At 29.1% G+C, this 16,273-nt stretch carries 18 protein-coding genes, 4 tRNA genes and 2 pseudogenes; 21 read left to right on the top strand and 3 right to left on the bottom strand.

From position 1 onward, the window contains the following. Positions 1 to 742 precede the first annotated feature (742 nt). From BHW04_RS12330 to BHW04_RS11565, 14 genes and pseudogenes are all read left to right on the top strand, one after another. Positions 743 to 868 carry a hypothetical protein gene (locus tag BHW04_RS12330; protein WP_441294433.1) on the top strand — a complete coding sequence of 42 codons (126 nt, stop codon included), beginning with the start codon at positions 743 to 745 and terminating at the stop codon, positions 866 to 868. 6 nt (positions 869 to 874) lie between these two features. Further along, the gene (locus BHW04_RS12325) at positions 875 to 1,024 is read left to right on the top strand and encodes a hypothetical protein (protein WP_441294432.1); all 150 of its coding nucleotides are present in this window, start codon (positions 875 to 877) and stop codon (positions 1,022 to 1,024) included. A 322-nt stretch (positions 1,025 to 1,346) separates the two neighbouring features. Beyond that, a complete protein-coding gene (gene tenpIN, locus BHW04_RS11605; protein WP_302699762.1) occupies positions 1,347 to 1,709 on the top strand; it encodes a type III toxin-antitoxin system TenpIN family toxin in 363 nt (120 codons plus the stop codon). A 387-nt stretch (positions 1,710 to 2,096) separates the two neighbouring features. Then, positions 2,097 to 3,537, top strand: a pseudogene (locus BHW04_RS11600) (IS1182 family transposase). Between the two features lie 99 nt (positions 3,538 to 3,636). Then, complete coding sequence (locus BHW04_RS12320) at positions 3,637 to 3,834, top strand: recombinase family protein (RefSeq protein ID WP_441294431.1); 198 nt, start codon at positions 3,637 to 3,639, stop codon at positions 3,832 to 3,834. Continuing rightward, the gene (locus tag BHW04_RS12315; protein WP_441294430.1) at positions 3,788 to 4,099 is read left to right on the top strand and encodes a recombinase family protein; all 312 of its coding nucleotides are present in this window, start codon (positions 3,788 to 3,790) and stop codon (positions 4,097 to 4,099) included. Before BHW04_RS12320 ends, BHW04_RS12315 begins: the two co-directional genes overlap by 47 nt. A gap of 9 nt (positions 4,100 to 4,108) precedes the next feature. Further along, positions 4,109 to 4,477 carry a recombinase family protein gene (locus tag BHW04_RS12310; RefSeq protein ID WP_441294434.1) on the top strand — a complete coding sequence of 123 codons (369 nt, stop codon included), beginning with the start codon at positions 4,109 to 4,111 and terminating at the stop codon, positions 4,475 to 4,477. Positions 4,478 to 4,564: 87 nt separating this feature from the next. Continuing rightward, a complete protein-coding gene (locus BHW04_RS12305) occupies positions 4,565 to 4,993 on the top strand; it encodes a zinc ribbon domain-containing protein (protein WP_441294429.1) in 429 nt (142 codons plus the stop codon). Positions 4,994 to 5,120: 127 nt separating this feature from the next. Next, complete coding sequence (locus BHW04_RS11590; protein ID WP_302699760.1) at positions 5,121 to 5,507, top strand: helix-turn-helix domain-containing protein; 387 nt, start codon at positions 5,121 to 5,123, stop codon at positions 5,505 to 5,507. A 164-nt stretch (positions 5,508 to 5,671) separates the two neighbouring features. Further along, entirely contained in the window at positions 5,672 to 6,646 is a 975-nt protein-coding gene (locus BHW04_RS11585) for an HNH endonuclease (protein WP_302699758.1), read from the top strand. A gap of 74 nt (positions 6,647 to 6,720) precedes the next feature. Further along, positions 6,721 to 7,569, top strand: a complete 849-nt coding sequence (locus BHW04_RS11580; RefSeq protein WP_302699756.1) for a GIY-YIG nuclease family protein — start codon at positions 6,721 to 6,723, stop codon at positions 7,567 to 7,569. A gap of 397 nt (positions 7,570 to 7,966) precedes the next feature. After that, positions 7,967 to 8,164 carry a DUF1643 domain-containing protein gene (locus tag BHW04_RS11575; protein ID WP_302699753.1) on the top strand — a complete coding sequence of 66 codons (198 nt, stop codon included), beginning with the start codon at positions 7,967 to 7,969 and terminating at the stop codon, positions 8,162 to 8,164. A 280-nt stretch (positions 8,165 to 8,444) separates the two neighbouring features. Continuing rightward, positions 8,445 to 8,826: pseudogene (locus BHW04_RS11570) on the top strand (thioesterase family protein). 163 nt (positions 8,827 to 8,989) lie between these two features. Then, entirely contained in the window at positions 8,990 to 9,253 is a 264-nt protein-coding gene (locus BHW04_RS11565; RefSeq protein ID WP_022211797.1) for a hypothetical protein, read from the top strand. Positions 9,254 to 9,335: 82 nt separating this feature from the next. Here the strand turns inward: BHW04_RS11565 and BHW04_RS11560 are convergent, their stop codons facing one another. Next, complete coding sequence (locus BHW04_RS11560) at positions 9,336 to 10,403, bottom strand: PTS transporter subunit IIC (protein ID WP_022211796.1); 1,068 nt, start codon at positions 10,401 to 10,403, stop codon at positions 9,336 to 9,338. Positions 10,404 to 10,620: 217 nt separating this feature from the next. Here BHW04_RS11560 and BHW04_RS11555 point away from each other — a divergent pair, with 217 nt between their 5' ends. Then, complete coding sequence (locus tag BHW04_RS11555; protein WP_022211795.1) at positions 10,621 to 11,595, top strand: diaminopimelate dehydrogenase; 975 nt, start codon at positions 10,621 to 10,623, stop codon at positions 11,593 to 11,595. 432 nt (positions 11,596 to 12,027) lie between these two features. Further along, positions 12,028 to 12,204: a 30S ribosomal protein S21 gene (gene rpsU, locus BHW04_RS11550; protein ID WP_022168490.1), complete on the top strand. Its 177-nt coding sequence runs from the start codon at positions 12,028 to 12,030 to the stop codon at positions 12,202 to 12,204. A 62-nt stretch (positions 12,205 to 12,266) separates the two neighbouring features. Here the strand turns inward: rpsU and asnA are convergent, their stop codons facing one another. Beyond that, the gene (asnA, locus tag BHW04_RS11545) at positions 12,267 to 13,283 is read right to left on the bottom strand and encodes an aspartate--ammonia ligase (RefSeq protein ID WP_186834653.1); all 1,017 of its coding nucleotides are present in this window, start codon (positions 13,281 to 13,283) and stop codon (positions 12,267 to 12,269) included. A gap of 283 nt (positions 13,284 to 13,566) precedes the next feature. On the opposite strand from asnA, the gene BHW04_RS11540 reads away from it, so the two are divergent. The 4 genes from BHW04_RS11540 (at position 13,567) to BHW04_RS11525 (ending at position 13,901) form a co-directional block, all read left to right on the top strand. Beyond that, positions 13,567 to 13,641: transfer RNA gene (locus tag BHW04_RS11540), tRNA-Glu, on the top strand. A 3-nt stretch (positions 13,642 to 13,644) separates the two neighbouring features. Further along, positions 13,645 to 13,719 (top strand) — tRNA-Gly (locus BHW04_RS11535). 9 nt (positions 13,720 to 13,728) lie between these two features. Then, positions 13,729 to 13,805, top strand: a tRNA-Arg gene (locus tag BHW04_RS11530). A gap of 20 nt (positions 13,806 to 13,825) precedes the next feature. Beyond that, a tRNA-Lys gene (locus BHW04_RS11525) sits at positions 13,826 to 13,901 on the top strand. Positions 13,902 to 14,048: 147 nt separating this feature from the next. Here the strand turns inward: BHW04_RS11525 and BHW04_RS11520 are convergent. After that, positions 14,049 to 15,035 carry an alpha/beta hydrolase gene (locus tag BHW04_RS11520; RefSeq protein WP_302699749.1) on the bottom strand — a complete coding sequence of 329 codons (987 nt, stop codon included), beginning with the start codon at positions 15,033 to 15,035 and terminating at the stop codon, positions 14,049 to 14,051. A gap of 137 nt (positions 15,036 to 15,172) precedes the next feature. Here BHW04_RS11520 and BHW04_RS11515 point away from each other — a divergent pair, with 137 nt between their 5' ends. Beyond that, the gene (locus BHW04_RS11515) at positions 15,173 to 16,039 is read left to right on the top strand and encodes an SDR family oxidoreductase (protein WP_302699746.1); all 867 of its coding nucleotides are present in this window, start codon (positions 15,173 to 15,175) and stop codon (positions 16,037 to 16,039) included. Positions 16,040 to 16,273: the final 234 nt, after the last annotated feature.

Here is a 16,273-nt window from a genome sequence, read left to right as displayed (position 1 = left end):
CTCTATCTGCAAGTATAGTAACATCAAACTCATATGGTGTTAATATCTTATGTAAAAATTTAAGACCTTCCTTTACATGAATAAAGTCTTTGTTTCCATGTTGTTTATATTTAAACAACTTAAACCAAAGGAGAACAACTCTTTTACCTACCTTAAGTGAAAATTGAAGTATTACAAATCTATCATCTATTTAAGCGAGGCTTAGATAAAATTATCATTCTTTCTAGCGTTTTTTTCAATTTTGTAGTAATATATTCTTTATCGTTGATCATAAAAACCACCTTTCTTTTGTGAATTGTATGTGCAAATCAATTTTACACTATAAAAAGGTGGTTTTTTATATTTTTCAGAATAATTTTTTTGTTAAAATAGATACTTCCAATTAACTGGATAATAACTGTCCGTAGGTCAGAGTAGTTGATATTTGTTTAGGTGATGAATGTCCTTTTAAACAAACAAGTAAACAACAAGAAGAATCTGAAAGAAGCGTTCTTAAAAGGTTAAGTAGTTTAGATGGACAATTACAACTTTATATAGCAGATAAATATTATAATGGTTCAATGCCTTGGCAAAAAGGAGGTAGAAGGATATAACAACTAAAGAGTACTTAGCTCAAGCCTATAGAATAAATCAAAGAATAAATAGTAAGCTTGAACAAATAGTTTCTTTAAGAGAATTAGCAACTAAAGCAACATCTACATTAAGTGATACACCTCCAAGTGGAAGTAGTAATGTTCATTCTATGGAAGGAATAATAGTAAAGATGATGGAGCTAGAAAATGAAATTAATGCTGATATAGATGTACTTGTAGATTTGAAGAAAGAAATAATGTCTATAATAAAAAAGATTAATAATCCAGAGCAGTAAACATTATTGGCGTTAAGATACCTTTGCTTTAAAACATGGGAGCAAATAGCTGTTGACATGGTATATAGTATTCAAAATGCATATAAGGTTCATGATAGAGCTTTAGAAAATATGGTTGTTAAAAATGATAAGATTTTAATAAAAAAAGTAAATTGATTATTGAGAAGATAAAATTCTTATGATATAATTTAATCAATCGATCTCACCAAGCCTATGTGATATTTTTTATATCACATGCGTAATATGGTGGGCCTTTTGTTATATAAAAAATGAATAAAATAAGTAATTTGATATTATGAAGTATTTACTTTTATAGAGAAAGTGATATAATAAAATTAAGATTTGGTGAGAGGGTATCACCAAGTAAAATAAAAAAAGTCCCAATTGATGATTTGGTGAGAGGGTATCACCAAGTAAAATAAAAGAAATCCCATTTGAAACCTCTATTAATGAGGTTTTTGTTTTTTTAGGAGAGAATATGGTTAAGCTAGAAAATAAACCAAAACATTTAACGAAAGAATTTTATGAAGAATATTTTAACTGTAGTGAGATATTAAAGAAAGAGCATAGACCATATTGTGTTGCATTATTTGAAGTTGATGGAATAACATTTGCAATACCTTTTAGAACACATATTAATCATAATAATTGTTATATTTTTAAGAAGTCAACTAGATCTGAAAATTCAGGTTTAGATTTTACAAAGGCAGTAGTTATAAAAGATGATACTTTTATTGGCGAAGAAACTTGGATTGAAAGCAGCGAGTATTCTGAATTTATTAATAAACAGAAGGTAATATCTAATAGATTTAAGAAGTTTATCGAAAATTATAAGAAGTGAGTTAAAGATCCATCTTATTATAGAGCAGAAAGAATTATTAAATTTTCTTCTTTGCAATATTTTCATGAAGAATTAGGGTTAAAAAAATAAAAATTGAATATAATATATAGATGAGTTGGTGAGAGGATATCACCAAGTAAAAATAAAAAAGTTTCAATATTTGAATTGGTGAGAGGGTATCACCAAGTAAAATAAAAGAAATCCCAATAGATGATTAGGTACCTTTAAAATGGAACCTATAAGATAGACACTTATAAAAGAGAGTCTATCTATATGAGGGCACCGAAAAAGTGCCTTTCGGAATAAAAGACCTAAAAAATTTTTTAAAGACAATTTTTTAGGTCTTTTATGTTATACTTAACTTATAAAATAATGTTGGTGATGTGTATGATAAAAAAGCAAGAAACAATGATTTTAAGTGAATATATAGGAATTTATGATTTAGTTGCTCCTAAAGATAATATGTTAAGAAAAATTAATGAACTAATTGATTTTTCATTTGTTTATAATGAACTTTTAGATAAATATTGTATTAATAATGGTAGAACCAATACGAATGTTTAAATATCTTTTATTAAAATCTATATTTGATTTATCAGATGTAGATATTGTGGAGCGTTCAAAATATGATATGTCATTTAAATATTTTCTTGGAATGGCTCCAGAGGAAAATGTTATTGAGCCAAGCTTTCTAACTAAATTTCGTAGACTTAGACTTAAAAATATAAATATTTTAGATATGTTAATAAATAAAACTGTTGAAATCGCCCTTGAAAAAGGAATAATAAAATCAAAGTCAATCATTGTTTATGCTACGCATACGGCATCAAGATATAGTCAAAAATCACCACGTGAAGTGTTACAAGAACGTTCTAAGAAATTAAGAAAATCAGTTTATGAAATAGATGAGAATATTAAAAATACTTTACCAGCTAAAAATACAATTGATAATTTAGATGCTGAAATTAAATATTGTCAGGACTTAGTTAAAGCTATAGAAAAGAATGATGTTATTGCAGCTTATCCAAAGGTTAGGGAAAAATTAAATATGTTAAATGAAACATTAGAAGATGATATTCATCATATTCAAGCTTGCGCTGATGCGGATGCAAGAATTGGTCATAAGTCTGTTGACACATCTTTCTTTGATTATAAAACACATATTGCAATGACAGAAGAAAGAATAATAACTGCTGCAACTATTACTACTGGAGAAAAAAACGATGGTAAAGAATTAGAAACATTAATCACTAAAAGTCAGAAGGCCAGAATAAAAGTTAAAACAATAATTGGTGATTCTGCTTATTCAGAAAAGGGTAATATTGAGTTTGCAAATAGAAATAATATAAAACTTGTAGCAAAGTTAAATCATTCTGTAACGCAAGGATTTAGAAAAAAAGAAGATGAGTTCCAATTCAATAAAGATGCTGGAATGTATGTATGTAAAGAAGGACATATGGCTATTCGTAAAGCACGACAGGGCAAAAAGAATGTATCTACAAACCAAACAGATACTTATTATTTTGATATAGAAAAATGTAAAATTTGTCCACAAAAAGAAGGTTGTTATAAAGGTGGAGCTAAGAGTAAAACTTATTCAGTTACTATAAAAAGTGATATACATAAATCGCAGATAGCTTTTCAAGAAAGCGAATATTTTAAAGAAAAGTCTAAAGAGCGTTATAAAATAGAAGCAAAAAATAGTGAGTTAAAACATAGACATGGATATGATAAAGCATCATCTTCAGGTCTAATTGGCATGGAAATTCAAGGGGCATTAGCAATATTTACAGTAAATATTAAAAGAATATTGAATATATTAGGATAGAAATATCCTAGTTATTATATAAATAACTAAATAAAAATAGTTAATGAAACTAAAAGCTTCAGCTTCATTAACTATTTTTTACTTTGTGGATAACCGCACTTGAAAAACATTAAGTTTTTCAGTGCCCTCGCATATTGCAGGGTATCTACGGACCAGCTGGAGCAACTATCAAGTTATGAAGCACAAGTAGAATATTATACAAATTATATTAATAGCAATCCAGAGTTTGAGATGGCAGGAATATATGAGGATGAAGGAATTAGCGGAATTAATACAAAGAAGAGAGAAATTCAATAATATGATAGAAGATTGTAAATCAGGAAAAATAGATATGATAATAACTAAATCTATATCTAGATTTGCAAGAAATACATTAGATACCTTAAATTATGTAAGAACTTTAAAAGAACTGGGAATTGGGGTTGTTTTTGAAAAAGAAAATATTGATACATTAGATTCAAAAGGTGAAGTTCTTCTTACAATATTAAGCTCCTTAGCACAAGATGAATCAAGAAGCATAAGCGAAAACTCTACTTGGGAAATTAGAAGAAAATTTGAGTAGGGAAAGGTAATTGTAAATCATAATAAGTTTTTAGGATACGATAAAGATAAAGATAAAGATGGAAATCTTATTATAGATGAAGAGCAAGCAAAAATAGTAAGAAGAATTTATAAGGATTTTCTTGATGGAAAAGGTGCTAATAGAATAGCTAGAGAACTTGAAGAAGAAGGAGTAAAGGAATGGAATGGAAAATCTAAATGGTATGAAAGTACAATAAGAAAAATGCTAGCCAATGAAAAATATAAGGGAGATGCATTACTTCAAAAGACTTATACAGTAGATTTTCTTACAAAGAAAAAAGTAAAGAATACAGGGCAGGTGCCGCAATACTATGTAGAAGAAAGCCATCCAGCAATAATTGATAAAGAGATGTGGTAAGCAGTACAATTAGAAACTGAAAGAAGGCAAGCTTTTTCAGAAAAACATCAGATACAAAAAGTTGAGCCTGGATTAAAAAACAGTCCAATGTCAGGAAAAATTATATGTGGAAGATGTGGTAGAGCTTTTGGAAGAAGAGTATGGAGAGGTAATGATGAAAGGTTAAAGAAGTTTGTATGGATATGTAGTCAAAGAAATATATCTAAAGGTGTTAAAGGCTGCAGGAATAAACATGTTTATGATATGACTTTAGTTAGTGCATTTGTAGATATATTTAATAACATGATTGAAAATAAAGATTACTTTATTAAGAAGTGGAATGAAGTAAGTAATAATGGAAATGAGCTTCAGAAATACAAAGCAAAACAGTTTATTGGAATATTAGATAAAGCAATTCAAATAGAAGAGTTTAATGAAAGTTTATTTTTCATTTTTATAGAGAAGATGACAGTATTTGAGGGAGAAAATATTATAGTAACTTTGCTTGATGGCACTGAGTTTGAAGTAGAAATTTAATAAGTATAATTAGCTAGTTAGAATGGATTTTAATAATTCATTTTAGCTAGCTTTTTTTACTTTACTTGACAAATTTAAGAATTAGAGTGATTACTACATTTATTATTAAATTAGGAGTGGGTTAGTAATGACTGAAGAACAAAAGATAAAAATTATAGAATTAAGAAACCAAGGATTAGGATATAAGAGAATAGCAAAACAATTAAATATCACAAGAGATTCAGTAAGAGGTTACTGTAGAAGAAAGGAACCATTTAGTGAGTATATTACATCTAAAAAGAAGAAAATGAAGAAGATTAATAAAATAGAAAAAAGATTCTATTTGAATTGTAATAAAGAAATTATACAAAGTGGTAAGGGGCCTAGAAGAAAATATTGCTGTAATAAATGTAGGTATAGTTATAAGAATAGTAATAGAAAGACTTACAATATTAGATGTGAATATTGTGGTGAAGAATTTAAAGATTATTCAGTTAAAAGAAAATATTGCAGTCATGATTTACATAAGAGATAGATTTTGGAGAAAAGAAGATGCTGCTGAAATTATGAAAAAGCTGATAAAAGGCGAAAAGGTGGAGAATATACCGAAATGGATTAAAGAAAATTTGAAAAACATATAACATACAAAGATAATGGTGTAAAATGGTTAATATATCTAAATATTAGGGGGAGTTTAAAGTGAATTATTTTATAGTTTTTCAAAATAAAACGTATAATGAAGAGAGAGTTGGAGAGTATTTATGGGCGCCAAAGTTAACCGCTACAGGAAGAGAAATTTTTCATTGGTCAAACATGGTTAAGGTTAAAACTGGAGATATAATTTTTAGCATGTATAAAAGGAATTTAGTTTCAATAAACATAGCAAAAGAGTCAGCTATTGATGCTAATAGACCGTCAGCGTTAGATAAGGTTAATTTGTGGGAGAATGAAGGGTGGTTAATAAAGGCGAAGTATAATATTTTAGATAGTCCAGTTAGTATAGATGATAATATTTCAGATATATTGGAATTATGCCCAAGTAAATATTCTCCTTTTACAAAGGAAGGAAGAGGTAGCCAAGGATATTTATTTGAGATAGGAAAAGACTTCGGAGACTATTTATTAAAGTTAGCTACAGATAGAAATAGTATAGATATAACTGAAATAACACAAATAGATGAGAAATACATAGAAGAAATCAATAGTTTAATTCATAAGTTTAAAGATGAAACAGAAAAGAATAGAATAATAAAAGCAAGAATTGGACAAGGATTGTTTAAGGAGAAGTTATTATATAGATCGTGTCAATGTGCTATTTGCGGCCTAAATATAAAAAGTTTATTGATAGCAAGTCATTGTAAACCATGGGGAAAGGCAACTAATAAGGAAAGGTTAGATGTTAATAATGGATTATTACTATGCCCAACTCATGATGCACTATTTGATAAGGGGTTAATAACATTTAAGGAAAATGGAAAAATAATAATATCAAAAGAAATACAAGAATCTCAATATAAACTATTAAATATAGATGAGTATGTAAGATTAGATTTCAGAAGTGAACAATTGCCTTATATAAAATATCATAGGGAAGAAGAGTTTTTAGATAATAGAAATTATATTAAAATAGAACCTAAGGAAATTACTGATAGAGTAGATATTTTAAATAAATAAGGGAATAGTGTAGTTTTAATTATATGGTAAATTTAAAAATCAAAAATATAATATATGAAGTATGGAGTTAGAATATGGATTTATCATTGAATAACATTTTAAATTTAACACAGGAAGAAATAGACAATAGTAGAATTGAATTAAATATGACAGAAGGTTCCGGTGGAGTTTCATATATAGACAAGTGGTTGTCTTTAAATGAAGAGGAAAAGAGTAGTGGTATAACTGATTGCTCATATTGGGGATGGTATGGAAAGAAAAAGAATTTCAATATAGGACAAACAGTATTTAGTTTTATAAAAATATCCTATGATGAATGGTTGTTTATTTCAGCAGCAGAAATTGTAGATGTACCAATTGATAGTAGGGCAGAAGTGAAAATTATAGAAAAATTCACTCCTTTGTTTGGTAGACTTGTAATGAGGTATAAAAAAGGAAATACATATGCACGATATGTTTTTAGAATGGGAAAGGTTATAGAAAGTTGTACAGTTAAAGAGATTCTTCCTTGTCAATATAGTGGTGAGAAATTTGAAGGATATGATCGTGTACATATTGCATATAGAAAATTAGATGATATCTTTAATGGGAAGATAATGCCTACATATTATGAAGCTTTAAAAAAGGTAACAGGAGTATATTGTCTTACAGATAAGAACACAGGAAAGCTCTATATTGGATCAGCTACTGGTGGAGAAGGTGTTGCACAGCGTTGGGGAAATTATCTTGATTCTAAACATGGAGGCAATAAAAAATTAATTGATTTATATAAGGAAAAAGGTGCTGAATATTTCGAAGAGTATTTTACGTATACTTTAATTGAATATTTTGGATTATCTTATGACCCAGCTAAAATAATAGAACGTGAACAATATTGGAAAATGTGTTTTAATACTATTCAAAATGGATACAATGATAATTAATTTTATTTAAGAGATTGTATTAGCAAAAGTTATATAAAACTTATATTGAAGAAGATGTAAGTATCATATTGGTATAAAAAATATAAATGATGTAGGGGGAGGGCTGGTTAACTGTACGTGTAAATGTTAAAACAGCTTGTCTACACACACGCTGAGACAGTTGTTAGGCTTACAAAGGCATAAAATTCTTAGTAAACTCAAGAGAAACGCAGAGCGAGCTTAGAATTTTAGCCCGCATTTCGGAGTGTAACGGAGAAAGGTGTTCATTCTTCTATATAATTACATGACACTAGAACAATGTTAATTATTAGCTAGAAGTGCAGCATAAAAAAGTTTAACTTTTTGTCTCCAAAATATGGACATAAGACCAATAATATGATTGGGAATTTTAATAATTATGGAGAATGGTTTATATAAAAGTATTTTATTTATAATGATGAATCCGGCAGAAGTTAATGATAAGCAGTCAGACAGTACAATCCAAAAAGCAATAAATTATGTATTTAAGAATAAATGTAGAAATCAATGTAAATGGCATAATATACATGTATGTGGACAAGACTTTTATTCAAATAAAAAAGTTAAATTTACATAGGAAATTATAAGAGCGAAATTATTGAGCAATATAGTACAGTGTTTTATAAAATATTAAAAAGTGGTTGTAGAATATATACTACACATATTTACTAATAACTTTTTCAAGTTGCAATAAAGTTATACAATTTTTATAATCTATTTATAATAGTAGACCAACCAGAACAGATTGGGTTCGTGGAGTTTGTTGCAGCTTGTTCCTATCAGTTAAAGGTGATAGGTTTGGAGGGTGAATGGGTTAGCATGTAAAAATAATTTAAGGAATTAAAGGAGAAAAGAAAATGATTAAAGTAGGGATAATTGGAGAAGTTAAAGATAAAGTAAGTGAAAATAATATAGCTAAAGCTTTAAGAAGTGGAGAATTAAATGTATATGCAACACCGGCCATGGTAGCACTTATGGAGGAAGCAGCTTATAAAAGTATTAAAAGTGAGTTAGAAGAAGGGGCAAGGTAGTGTAGGTACTTCTATAAATATAAAGCACATATCAAGTACACCAATAGGTATGGAAGTTATAGCAAAAACTGAACTTATAGAGGTTGATAGAAGAAGACTTGTGTTTAAAGTTGAAGCTTTTGATGAGCGTGGAAAAATTGGTGAAGGAATTCATGAACGTTTCATTATTAACAATGAAGATTTTCAAAATAAAACTAATAATAAATAAAAAGCATAAAAAATCTTGACCTTGAGTTAACTCCATATTGTATAATTATAAGTAGAGCATGAAGAATTATTAAAATTGATATATTGAATTTATTTAAAACGTATAGTAAAATATTTCTAAAAGTATTAAAATTTAAATATTACACAAAAGAGGAGAGAATAATATGAGTAAGAATATATTTTCTGATAAAAGTTTATTTATAAAAATAATGCATATTATATTATTTATAGTTACAGGATTATATTTAATAGAATCTTTATTTTTAAGAGGGCTATTTACCAATACGTTAATAGCTATTATCAATATTATATTAGGAATTATTACAATTATAATATCAATAGTAAAAAAAGAAAAAATATTAGCTATTATTGATTTAGCTATTATAATAGTAGTTTCAGGGATATTTATATATTTAATGAATTTATAATAGGTATTATATAAAAAATGAGCTGTTGCACTAAACAATTAGTGTACAGCTCCTTTTTTGTATATAGTATTTTATTGAAATGCTATATATCTAAGGCCATATCTCCTTGTTTTATCCATTCTTTTCTTCTCATAAACTCAGAAATAAGCAATGTTAATAAAGCAGGTAGAATAAAATGCATTAAGATTATTTGTAATATTACTGTTTTGCTAGAAGTTGAACCAATCATCGTTTGATAAGTCATGATTTGTCCTACAAATCCAGCTGATCCCATACCAGATCCTGTAGCGTTATTTGTCATTTTAAATATAACAGAAGAAACAGGACCTAAAATAGCACTAGATATTATTGCAGGAAGCCAAATTACAGGCTTTTTTACTATGTTAGGAATCTGAAGCATAGAAGTACCTATTCCTTGAGCTAAAAGACCACCCAATTTATTTTCTCGATAGCTGGCCACAGCAAAGCCAACCATTTGGCAACAACAACCTATAGTGGCAGCACCAGCTGTTATTCCATTTAAATTTAGGATTACGCCAATGGCAGCAGAGCTTATTGGTAGCGTAAGAAGTATTCCCATTATTACAGAAACCAGTATACCCATAATAAAAGGTTGTTGTTCTGTAGCAAACATTATAATAGTTCCTAGCCAAGTCATAAATTTTGATATTGATGGCCCAATTAGTAATCCAGCAGCTGATCCGCTAAGAATAGTAATAAGTGGAGTGATGATTATATCTATTTTTGTCTTTCCACTTATAACATGTCCAATTTCAATTCCAATTAATGCAGCAATAAATGCACCTAGAGGTTCTCCAGGGCCTACAAGTAATACTGAGCCAGTTTCAGTAAGTATTTGGCCAGATAATATTTTAGTAGCAAAACCTCCAATTATGCTGGCTACAGCAGCTGATATGGTAACTAGGGGACTCTCTTTAAATTTATAGGCAATACCAACACCAATACCAGCACAAGTGCAAGAAGCAGCAAGTTTTCCTATAAGGTAAATCATAGTTCCTATATTATTAGGTATAAAATTACCTATTTGTTGAAGTATTGTACCAATTATTAAGGTTGAAAATAATCCTAAAGCCATGCCACTTAATCCATCAATGAATATATGGCTTAAAAAGTTTTTAATTTTTTTCATAATGCAATCTCCTCTCCAAAAAAACAAAAACATAAGAATTTATATATGTTTACTTATGTATATACATGTGTAATGTAAGTGTAGTTTATCATTAAATGTAACAAAATTCAAATTTTAAATAAATAAATATAAGAAGATTTATAGAAAGAAGGTATAAAAGAAAATTTAGAAGAGTAAAATTAAATGAAAAAATTTTTCTCTTGGGGAACTAAAAATTATGACTAACAAAATTAATATTGGTATTGTTGGATATGGAAATTTAGGAAGAGCTGTTGAAAAGGCATTGATGAACAGTGAGGATTTAAAATTAGAAGCTATATTTACTAGAAGGAATGTAAAAAATATCATAAGTGATTCAAAGCTTCTACATATTTCGGAAATTAAAAACTATATTGGTATCATTGATGTGATGATTCTTTGTGGAGGCTCAGCAACTGATTTGCCACAGCAAAGTGCAGAAATAGCAAAATATTTTAATGTGATAGATAGTTTTGATACTCATGCAAAAATAGAGGAACATTTTATAGGTGTTGATGAAGTGAGCAAAGAAAATGAAAAAATAGCACTTTTATCAGTAGGATGGGATCCAGGTTTATTTTCATTAAATAGATTATTAGGGAAGGCTATACTTCCTAATAGCACTGAATATACATTTTGGGGTAGTGGAGTAAGTCAAGGGCATTCGGATGCTATTAGGAGGATTAAGGGAGTAAAAACAGCCATACAATATACTATACCTATAAAAGAGGCAATAGAGAGAGTTAGACACGGTGAAAAACCAGTTTTAAATGATGGAGAAATGCATAAGAGACTATGCTATGTAGTTGCTGAAGAAGACGCAGATTTATCTTTTATAGAAAATTCAATAAAAAATATGCCATATTATTTTTTAGGGTATGAAACGGAAGTGAATTTTATTACTGAAGAAGAATTTAAGAATAAACATAGAGGAATGTCTCATGGTGGCTTTGTAATTTGTTCTGGTAATAGTGGAGAAAATAATTTTGTCATGGAATTTAAACTAGTTCTTGATAGTAATCCAGAATTTACAGGTTCAATATTGGTGGCTTATGCCAGAGCTATATTTAGAATGTATAAGGAAGGTAAGAGAGGGGCATATACTATATTTGATGTGCCTATTAGTTACTTATCATCTAAAAAGGCAGAAGATCTTAGAAAAGAATTATTATAATCAAAAAAGATTAAGTATGAATTTGCTTAATCTTTTTTTGTTTAATAAAATCTTTATCTGATAATTAGTCCAATAATAATATATTTAGCTGAAATTGGTAAACATAATAAAGTAAGTTAAAAAAATAGTTAGATAAAGAAGGTGTCTTTTAATGACTTAAAGTTTTATTATTAAATAAAAATTGATATTTAGTTTAAATATATTGCAGGACATTACGATAATAAAATGTATAAAGAATAATGAAGTGTGAAAAAAGTAAAAAAATACGAAAAAATGTAAGTGATTTATAAAAAAATCAATAATCTTTGGGGTTTATGGTGATAATACAATATTGACAGTATTTTAGGAGTTACTGTATAATTAATATTGATTTAAGTAAACCCACAGTGTTAAATACTTATATATTTTCACTGACGAAGGGAGGAATTAAGAGTGTCAGAAATAAAGGTTAGAGAAAACGAATCATTAGAGCAAGCTTTAAGTAGATTTAAAAGAAAATGCGCTAATGCTGGAGTGCTTGCTGAAGTAAGAAAAAGAGAGCACTATGAAAAGCCAAGTGTTAAAAGAAAAAAGAAATCTGAAGCTGCAAGAAAAAGAAAATTCAAGTAGTAATAAAGTATCCTTTCAAACTACGTTTGAAAGGATTTTTATTGTACTTTTAATTTAAAATATTATAGTATTTCAATGTTATTTTCTTTACATTTCTTTAATGTATTTTCATCCCAAATGGAAGCTTGCACTTCACCTATGTGAGCTTTTTGTAAAAAGAACATGCATATTCTTGATTGGCCTATACCACCACCAATGGTTTGAGGAAGTTCTTCGTTTAATAATAGTTGATGGAAAGGCAGATTTTTTCGTTCTTGGCAGTTAGCTTTTATAAGTTGTGACTCAAGAGTTTTTTTGTCAACTCTTATACCCATTGAAGATAATTCCAAAGCCTTATCAAATAGCGGGTAATAAAATAATATATCGCCATTTAAGGACCAATCATCATAATCAGGACTTCTGCCATCGTGTTTTTTACCGGATTTTAAGGTATCACCTATACCCATTAAGAATACAGCTTTTCTTTCACGACAGATAGCATCTTCGCGCTCTTTTTCCGATAAATTAGGATACATATCTTCTAGTTCTTGTGTAGTTATAAATGAAATTTCATCTGGAAGATATTTCTTTAAATTTGGATATAATGAATTTATATAGTTTTCAGTGGCTTTGAAAACAGAATATAGTTGTTTAACTGTATCTTTTAAAGTGGTAATATTGCGGGCATCTTTACTAATAACTTTTTCCCAATCCCATTGATCAACATATATTGAATGAAGATTATCCAAGTCTTCATCTCGTCTAATGGCGTTCATATCGGTGTAAAGACCTTCGCCTATGTTAAATCCATATCTATGAAGTGCAAGCCTCTTCCATTTAGCAAGGGAATGAACTATTTCTATATTGCTTCCATCCATAGCTTTCACATCGAAAGATACAGGCCTTTCTGTACCATTTAAGTTATCATTTAATCCTGAAGCAGTATCAAGGAAAAGTGGTGCTGAAACTCTTGTAAGATTTAATGTTTTAGATAAATTTTCTTCAAAAAAATCCTTTACTTTCTTAATGGCAATTTCAGTTTCTTTAAGAGATAGCTTAGAAGAGTAGTTCTTAGGTATCCATACTGTTGATTTTTCCATATAATAACCCCCGTTAATTGAATTCTTTTATTAATATTACAATAAATGAAATGAAATGTAAATAAAGGGCGAATGAAATTTTTAAAATGAAGTTACAATGTGATTATTATTGGGTTGAAATGTATAAAATATTATTTAAAAAAATACTTAAAACTTATGTTGGCTAAGCTGTATGGTAGAAAAAGAAGAAAAATAAAAAAAGTTTAAAAAATATGTTGACATATGTAGAATAATAATGTAATATATTAAGAGTAGCGTTGCAGTGCTACAGCAAATATGACTTGGCCCCTTGGTCAAGCGGTTAAGACACCACCCTTTCACGGTGGTAACAGGGGTTCGATTCCCCTAGGGGTCACCATTTGCGGGTATCGTATATCGGCTAATACTCCAGCCTTCCAAGCTGGAAAGGTGGGTTCGATTCCCACTACCCGCTCCATTTTAATATGCGTGTTTAGCTCAGCTGGATAGAGCAACGCCCTTCTAAGGCGTGGGCCAGGAGTTCGAATCTCTTAACACGCACCATTCTACTTGAAGTAGAATATGGTTTACTAGCTCAGTCGGTAGAGCACTTGACTTTTAATCAAGGTGTCCGGGGTTCGATTCCCCGGTAAGCCACCAAAAAAGGAACTTGAATTTTCAAGTTCTTTTTTTGTTTTGTTTAAAAATATCCAAGATTAAAATGAAAGGGAAATGGTATATTGAAATTTTATGTTAGTGCTAAAAATATTTATATCTGGATTTTGAAAAAGAGGTGTAGTTAAAAAACTATACCTCTTTAGGTTTGTATTGGGATATATAAAAGATTTTGCCTATAAAATTATCAATTTTATTAAAGTAACTTTGGTTATCTTTTATAACGGCTTCACCATGACCTGCCCCTTTTATTAAAAGAATATCTCGTTTATCCGCTGGAGTTGCGTTAAATAAATTATCAGCCATATAAGAAGGTACAAAGGTGTCTTTATCTCCATGGATATAAAGAATTGGTACAGGGGTTTTGCTAACGAAATTTATAGGTGCAGCATCTGAAAAGTAATATCCAGCCATTAGTTTACAAATTAAACTAGTTCCTTTGATTATTGGGGTAGCTAAAATTTTTGTTGAAGAGGTTATTATCTGTTTGTATACATCAGAAATTCTATCGTAAGCACAATCGGAAATAATACATTTTACGTTTTTAGGAGGATTATATCCAGCTGTTATACATACTGTTGCCGCACCCATTGATACGCCGTGGAGAATTATTTTGCAATCGTTGCCTAAAAGTTCTTTACATTTATCTATCCATTTAAGTATATCGAAATGATCTAAATAGCCCATACCTAAATACTTTCCTTGGCTTTCACCATGGCACCTATTATCAACGGCAAGTATATTGAAACCTTTATTATAATAATATGAAGTATAGCATAACATTGCTGAAGATGAAGCTGTGTAGCCGTGTGAAAGAATGACGATGTTTTTGGAGGGTTTAGTGTTTCTTACAAAAATACCTGAAAGTTTTAAGTTGTCATAAGATGTTATATGAAGTTTTGAAGCATTATGGTTTTTAAACCAATTATTGTCGATGAAGTCTTTAAAACTTTCTGGTGAAGGAATGTTCTTAAAAGTTAAAATTTTTTTCTTCATCTTAGTTAGCCCTTTTCTTGTTAGAGCGTAAAAGAAATATATGCTGCAAATTATTGTTAAAATAGCTATAGAAAAAAGAATTAAACCTACAATTAAAATTATTACTTTGGTTTGAAAATTCATTTAAAAACCTCCTCTAAAAGTATAAGTACATTATAAATTAAATGGTAAAAAAATACAAAAACATAATATGTTTATGTTCATTATTTATTCAATAGAAGGGAATACTAAAAGTTATAATTGTGAAAGGAGTGATGAAGATGGAATTTCCAAAAACTTTTCCTATTCAGCATCAAGAAAGGCATCCAGGAAATGAATATGAGATGACACCGATGCCTATTTATTATAATGAGAAGTATATAAAGAAAGGCGATCTTTTGAAAGATAAAGTTGCTATAATTACTGGTGGTGATAGTGGTATTGGGAGAGCTGTATCTATAGCGTATTCTCATCAAGGGGCCAAGATCGTTATAGTTTATTATGATGAAACAAGAGATGCGGAAGAAACCAAGGGAGTAATAGAGTCATCTGGTGGAGAATGCACTATTGTTCAAGGTGATGTAGCGAAAAGAGACTTTTGTAAAGAAGTTATGGAGTTAGCTATAAAAAAATATGGTAAAATTGATATTTTAGTAAATAATGCAGCTGTTCAATATGAATGCACAGATATCAAACAGATTACAGATGAACAATTTGATAAAACTATGAAAACCAATGTGTATGGAACATTTTATATGACACGAGAAGTTATGAAATATTTAAAAAGTGGTGGTTGTATAATAAATACCACATCTGTTACAGCTTTTCGTGGTAATGATACGTTGATGGATTACTCTATGACTAAGGGTGCTATTCTTACACTTACAAGGTCTTTATCCATGGCTTTAGCTAAAGGGAAGACAGGTATAAGAGTGAATTCTGTTGCACCAGGACCTATATGGACTCCGCTTATACCTTCAAGTTTTAGTGCTGATAAAATACCAAAGTTTGGTAATGATACACCTATGGGAAGAGCAGGTCAACCAGTTGAATGTGCTGGAGCGTATGTATTTTTAGCGTCAGAAGCAGCTTCATATATAACAGGGCAAACTATACATATTAATGGAGGAGAAATAGTTAATTCATAGGAAATAAATTAATTAATTATAAAAATGAAAAAAATAGATATTTTCGAAACATAACAATGTTATCGAAAAATAATGGATTAAATTAAGAATAGCTCACAAGGGTATAATAAGAAATATAAGCGTTGGATAAAATGTTATTTTTATTCAACGCTTATATTTTGAAAAGCGAAGGAGCTAAAGATTGAATTTCTGAGGGGAAATCATTTACTTTTTAGTTGATAAATAAGTATTTTT

It is taken from the genome of Clostridium sp. 29_15 (assembly GCF_001916075.1).
GTDB classification, from domain to species: domain Bacteria; phylum Bacillota; class Clostridia; order Clostridiales; family Clostridiaceae; genus Clostridium; species Clostridium lentum.
This window is presented reverse-complemented; position numbering and strand designations above follow the sequence as displayed.

What these genes read in the sequence shown, in the direction of transcription:
- BHW04_RS12330 (WP_441294433.1), top strand. Translation starts at nt 743, where the DNA reads ATGGAAGGAATAATAGTAAAGATGATGGAGCTAGAAAATGAAATTAAT.
- tenpIN (WP_302699762.1), top strand. Translation starts at nt 1,347, where the DNA reads ATGGTTAAGCTAGAAAATAAACCAAAACATTTAACGAAAGAATTTTAT.
- BHW04_RS12315 (WP_441294430.1), top strand. Translation starts at nt 3,788, where the DNA reads ATGAAGGAATTAGCGGAATTAATACAAAGAAGAGAGAAATTCAATAAT.
- BHW04_RS12305 (WP_441294429.1), top strand. Translation starts at nt 4,565, where the DNA reads ATGTCAGGAAAAATTATATGTGGAAGATGTGGTAGAGCTTTTGGAAGA.
- BHW04_RS11590 (WP_302699760.1), top strand. Translation starts at nt 5,121, where the DNA reads ATGACTGAAGAACAAAAGATAAAAATTATAGAATTAAGAAACCAAGGA.
- BHW04_RS11580 (WP_302699756.1), top strand. Translation starts at nt 6,721, where the DNA reads ATGGATTTATCATTGAATAACATTTTAAATTTAACACAGGAAGAAATA.
- BHW04_RS11575 (WP_302699753.1), top strand. Translation starts at nt 7,967, where the DNA reads ATGGAGAATGGTTTATATAAAAGTATTTTATTTATAATGATGAATCCG.
- BHW04_RS11565 (WP_022211797.1), top strand. Translation starts at nt 8,990, where the DNA reads ATGAGTAAGAATATATTTTCTGATAAAAGTTTATTTATAAAAATAATG.
- BHW04_RS11560 (WP_022211796.1), bottom strand. Translation starts at nt 10,403, where the DNA reads ATGAAAAAAATTAAAAACTTTTTAAGCCATATATTCATTGATGGATTA.
- BHW04_RS11555 (WP_022211795.1), top strand. Translation starts at nt 10,621, where the DNA reads ATGACTAACAAAATTAATATTGGTATTGTTGGATATGGAAATTTAGGA.
- asnA (WP_186834653.1), bottom strand. Translation starts at nt 13,283, where the DNA reads ATGGAAAAATCAACAGTATGGATACCTAAGAACTACTCTTCTAAGCTA.
- BHW04_RS11520 (WP_302699749.1), bottom strand. Translation starts at nt 15,035, where the DNA reads ATGAATTTTCAAACCAAAGTAATAATTTTAATTGTAGGTTTAATTCTT.
- BHW04_RS11515 (WP_302699746.1), top strand. Translation starts at nt 15,173, where the DNA reads ATGGAATTTCCAAAAACTTTTCCTATTCAGCATCAAGAAAGGCATCCA.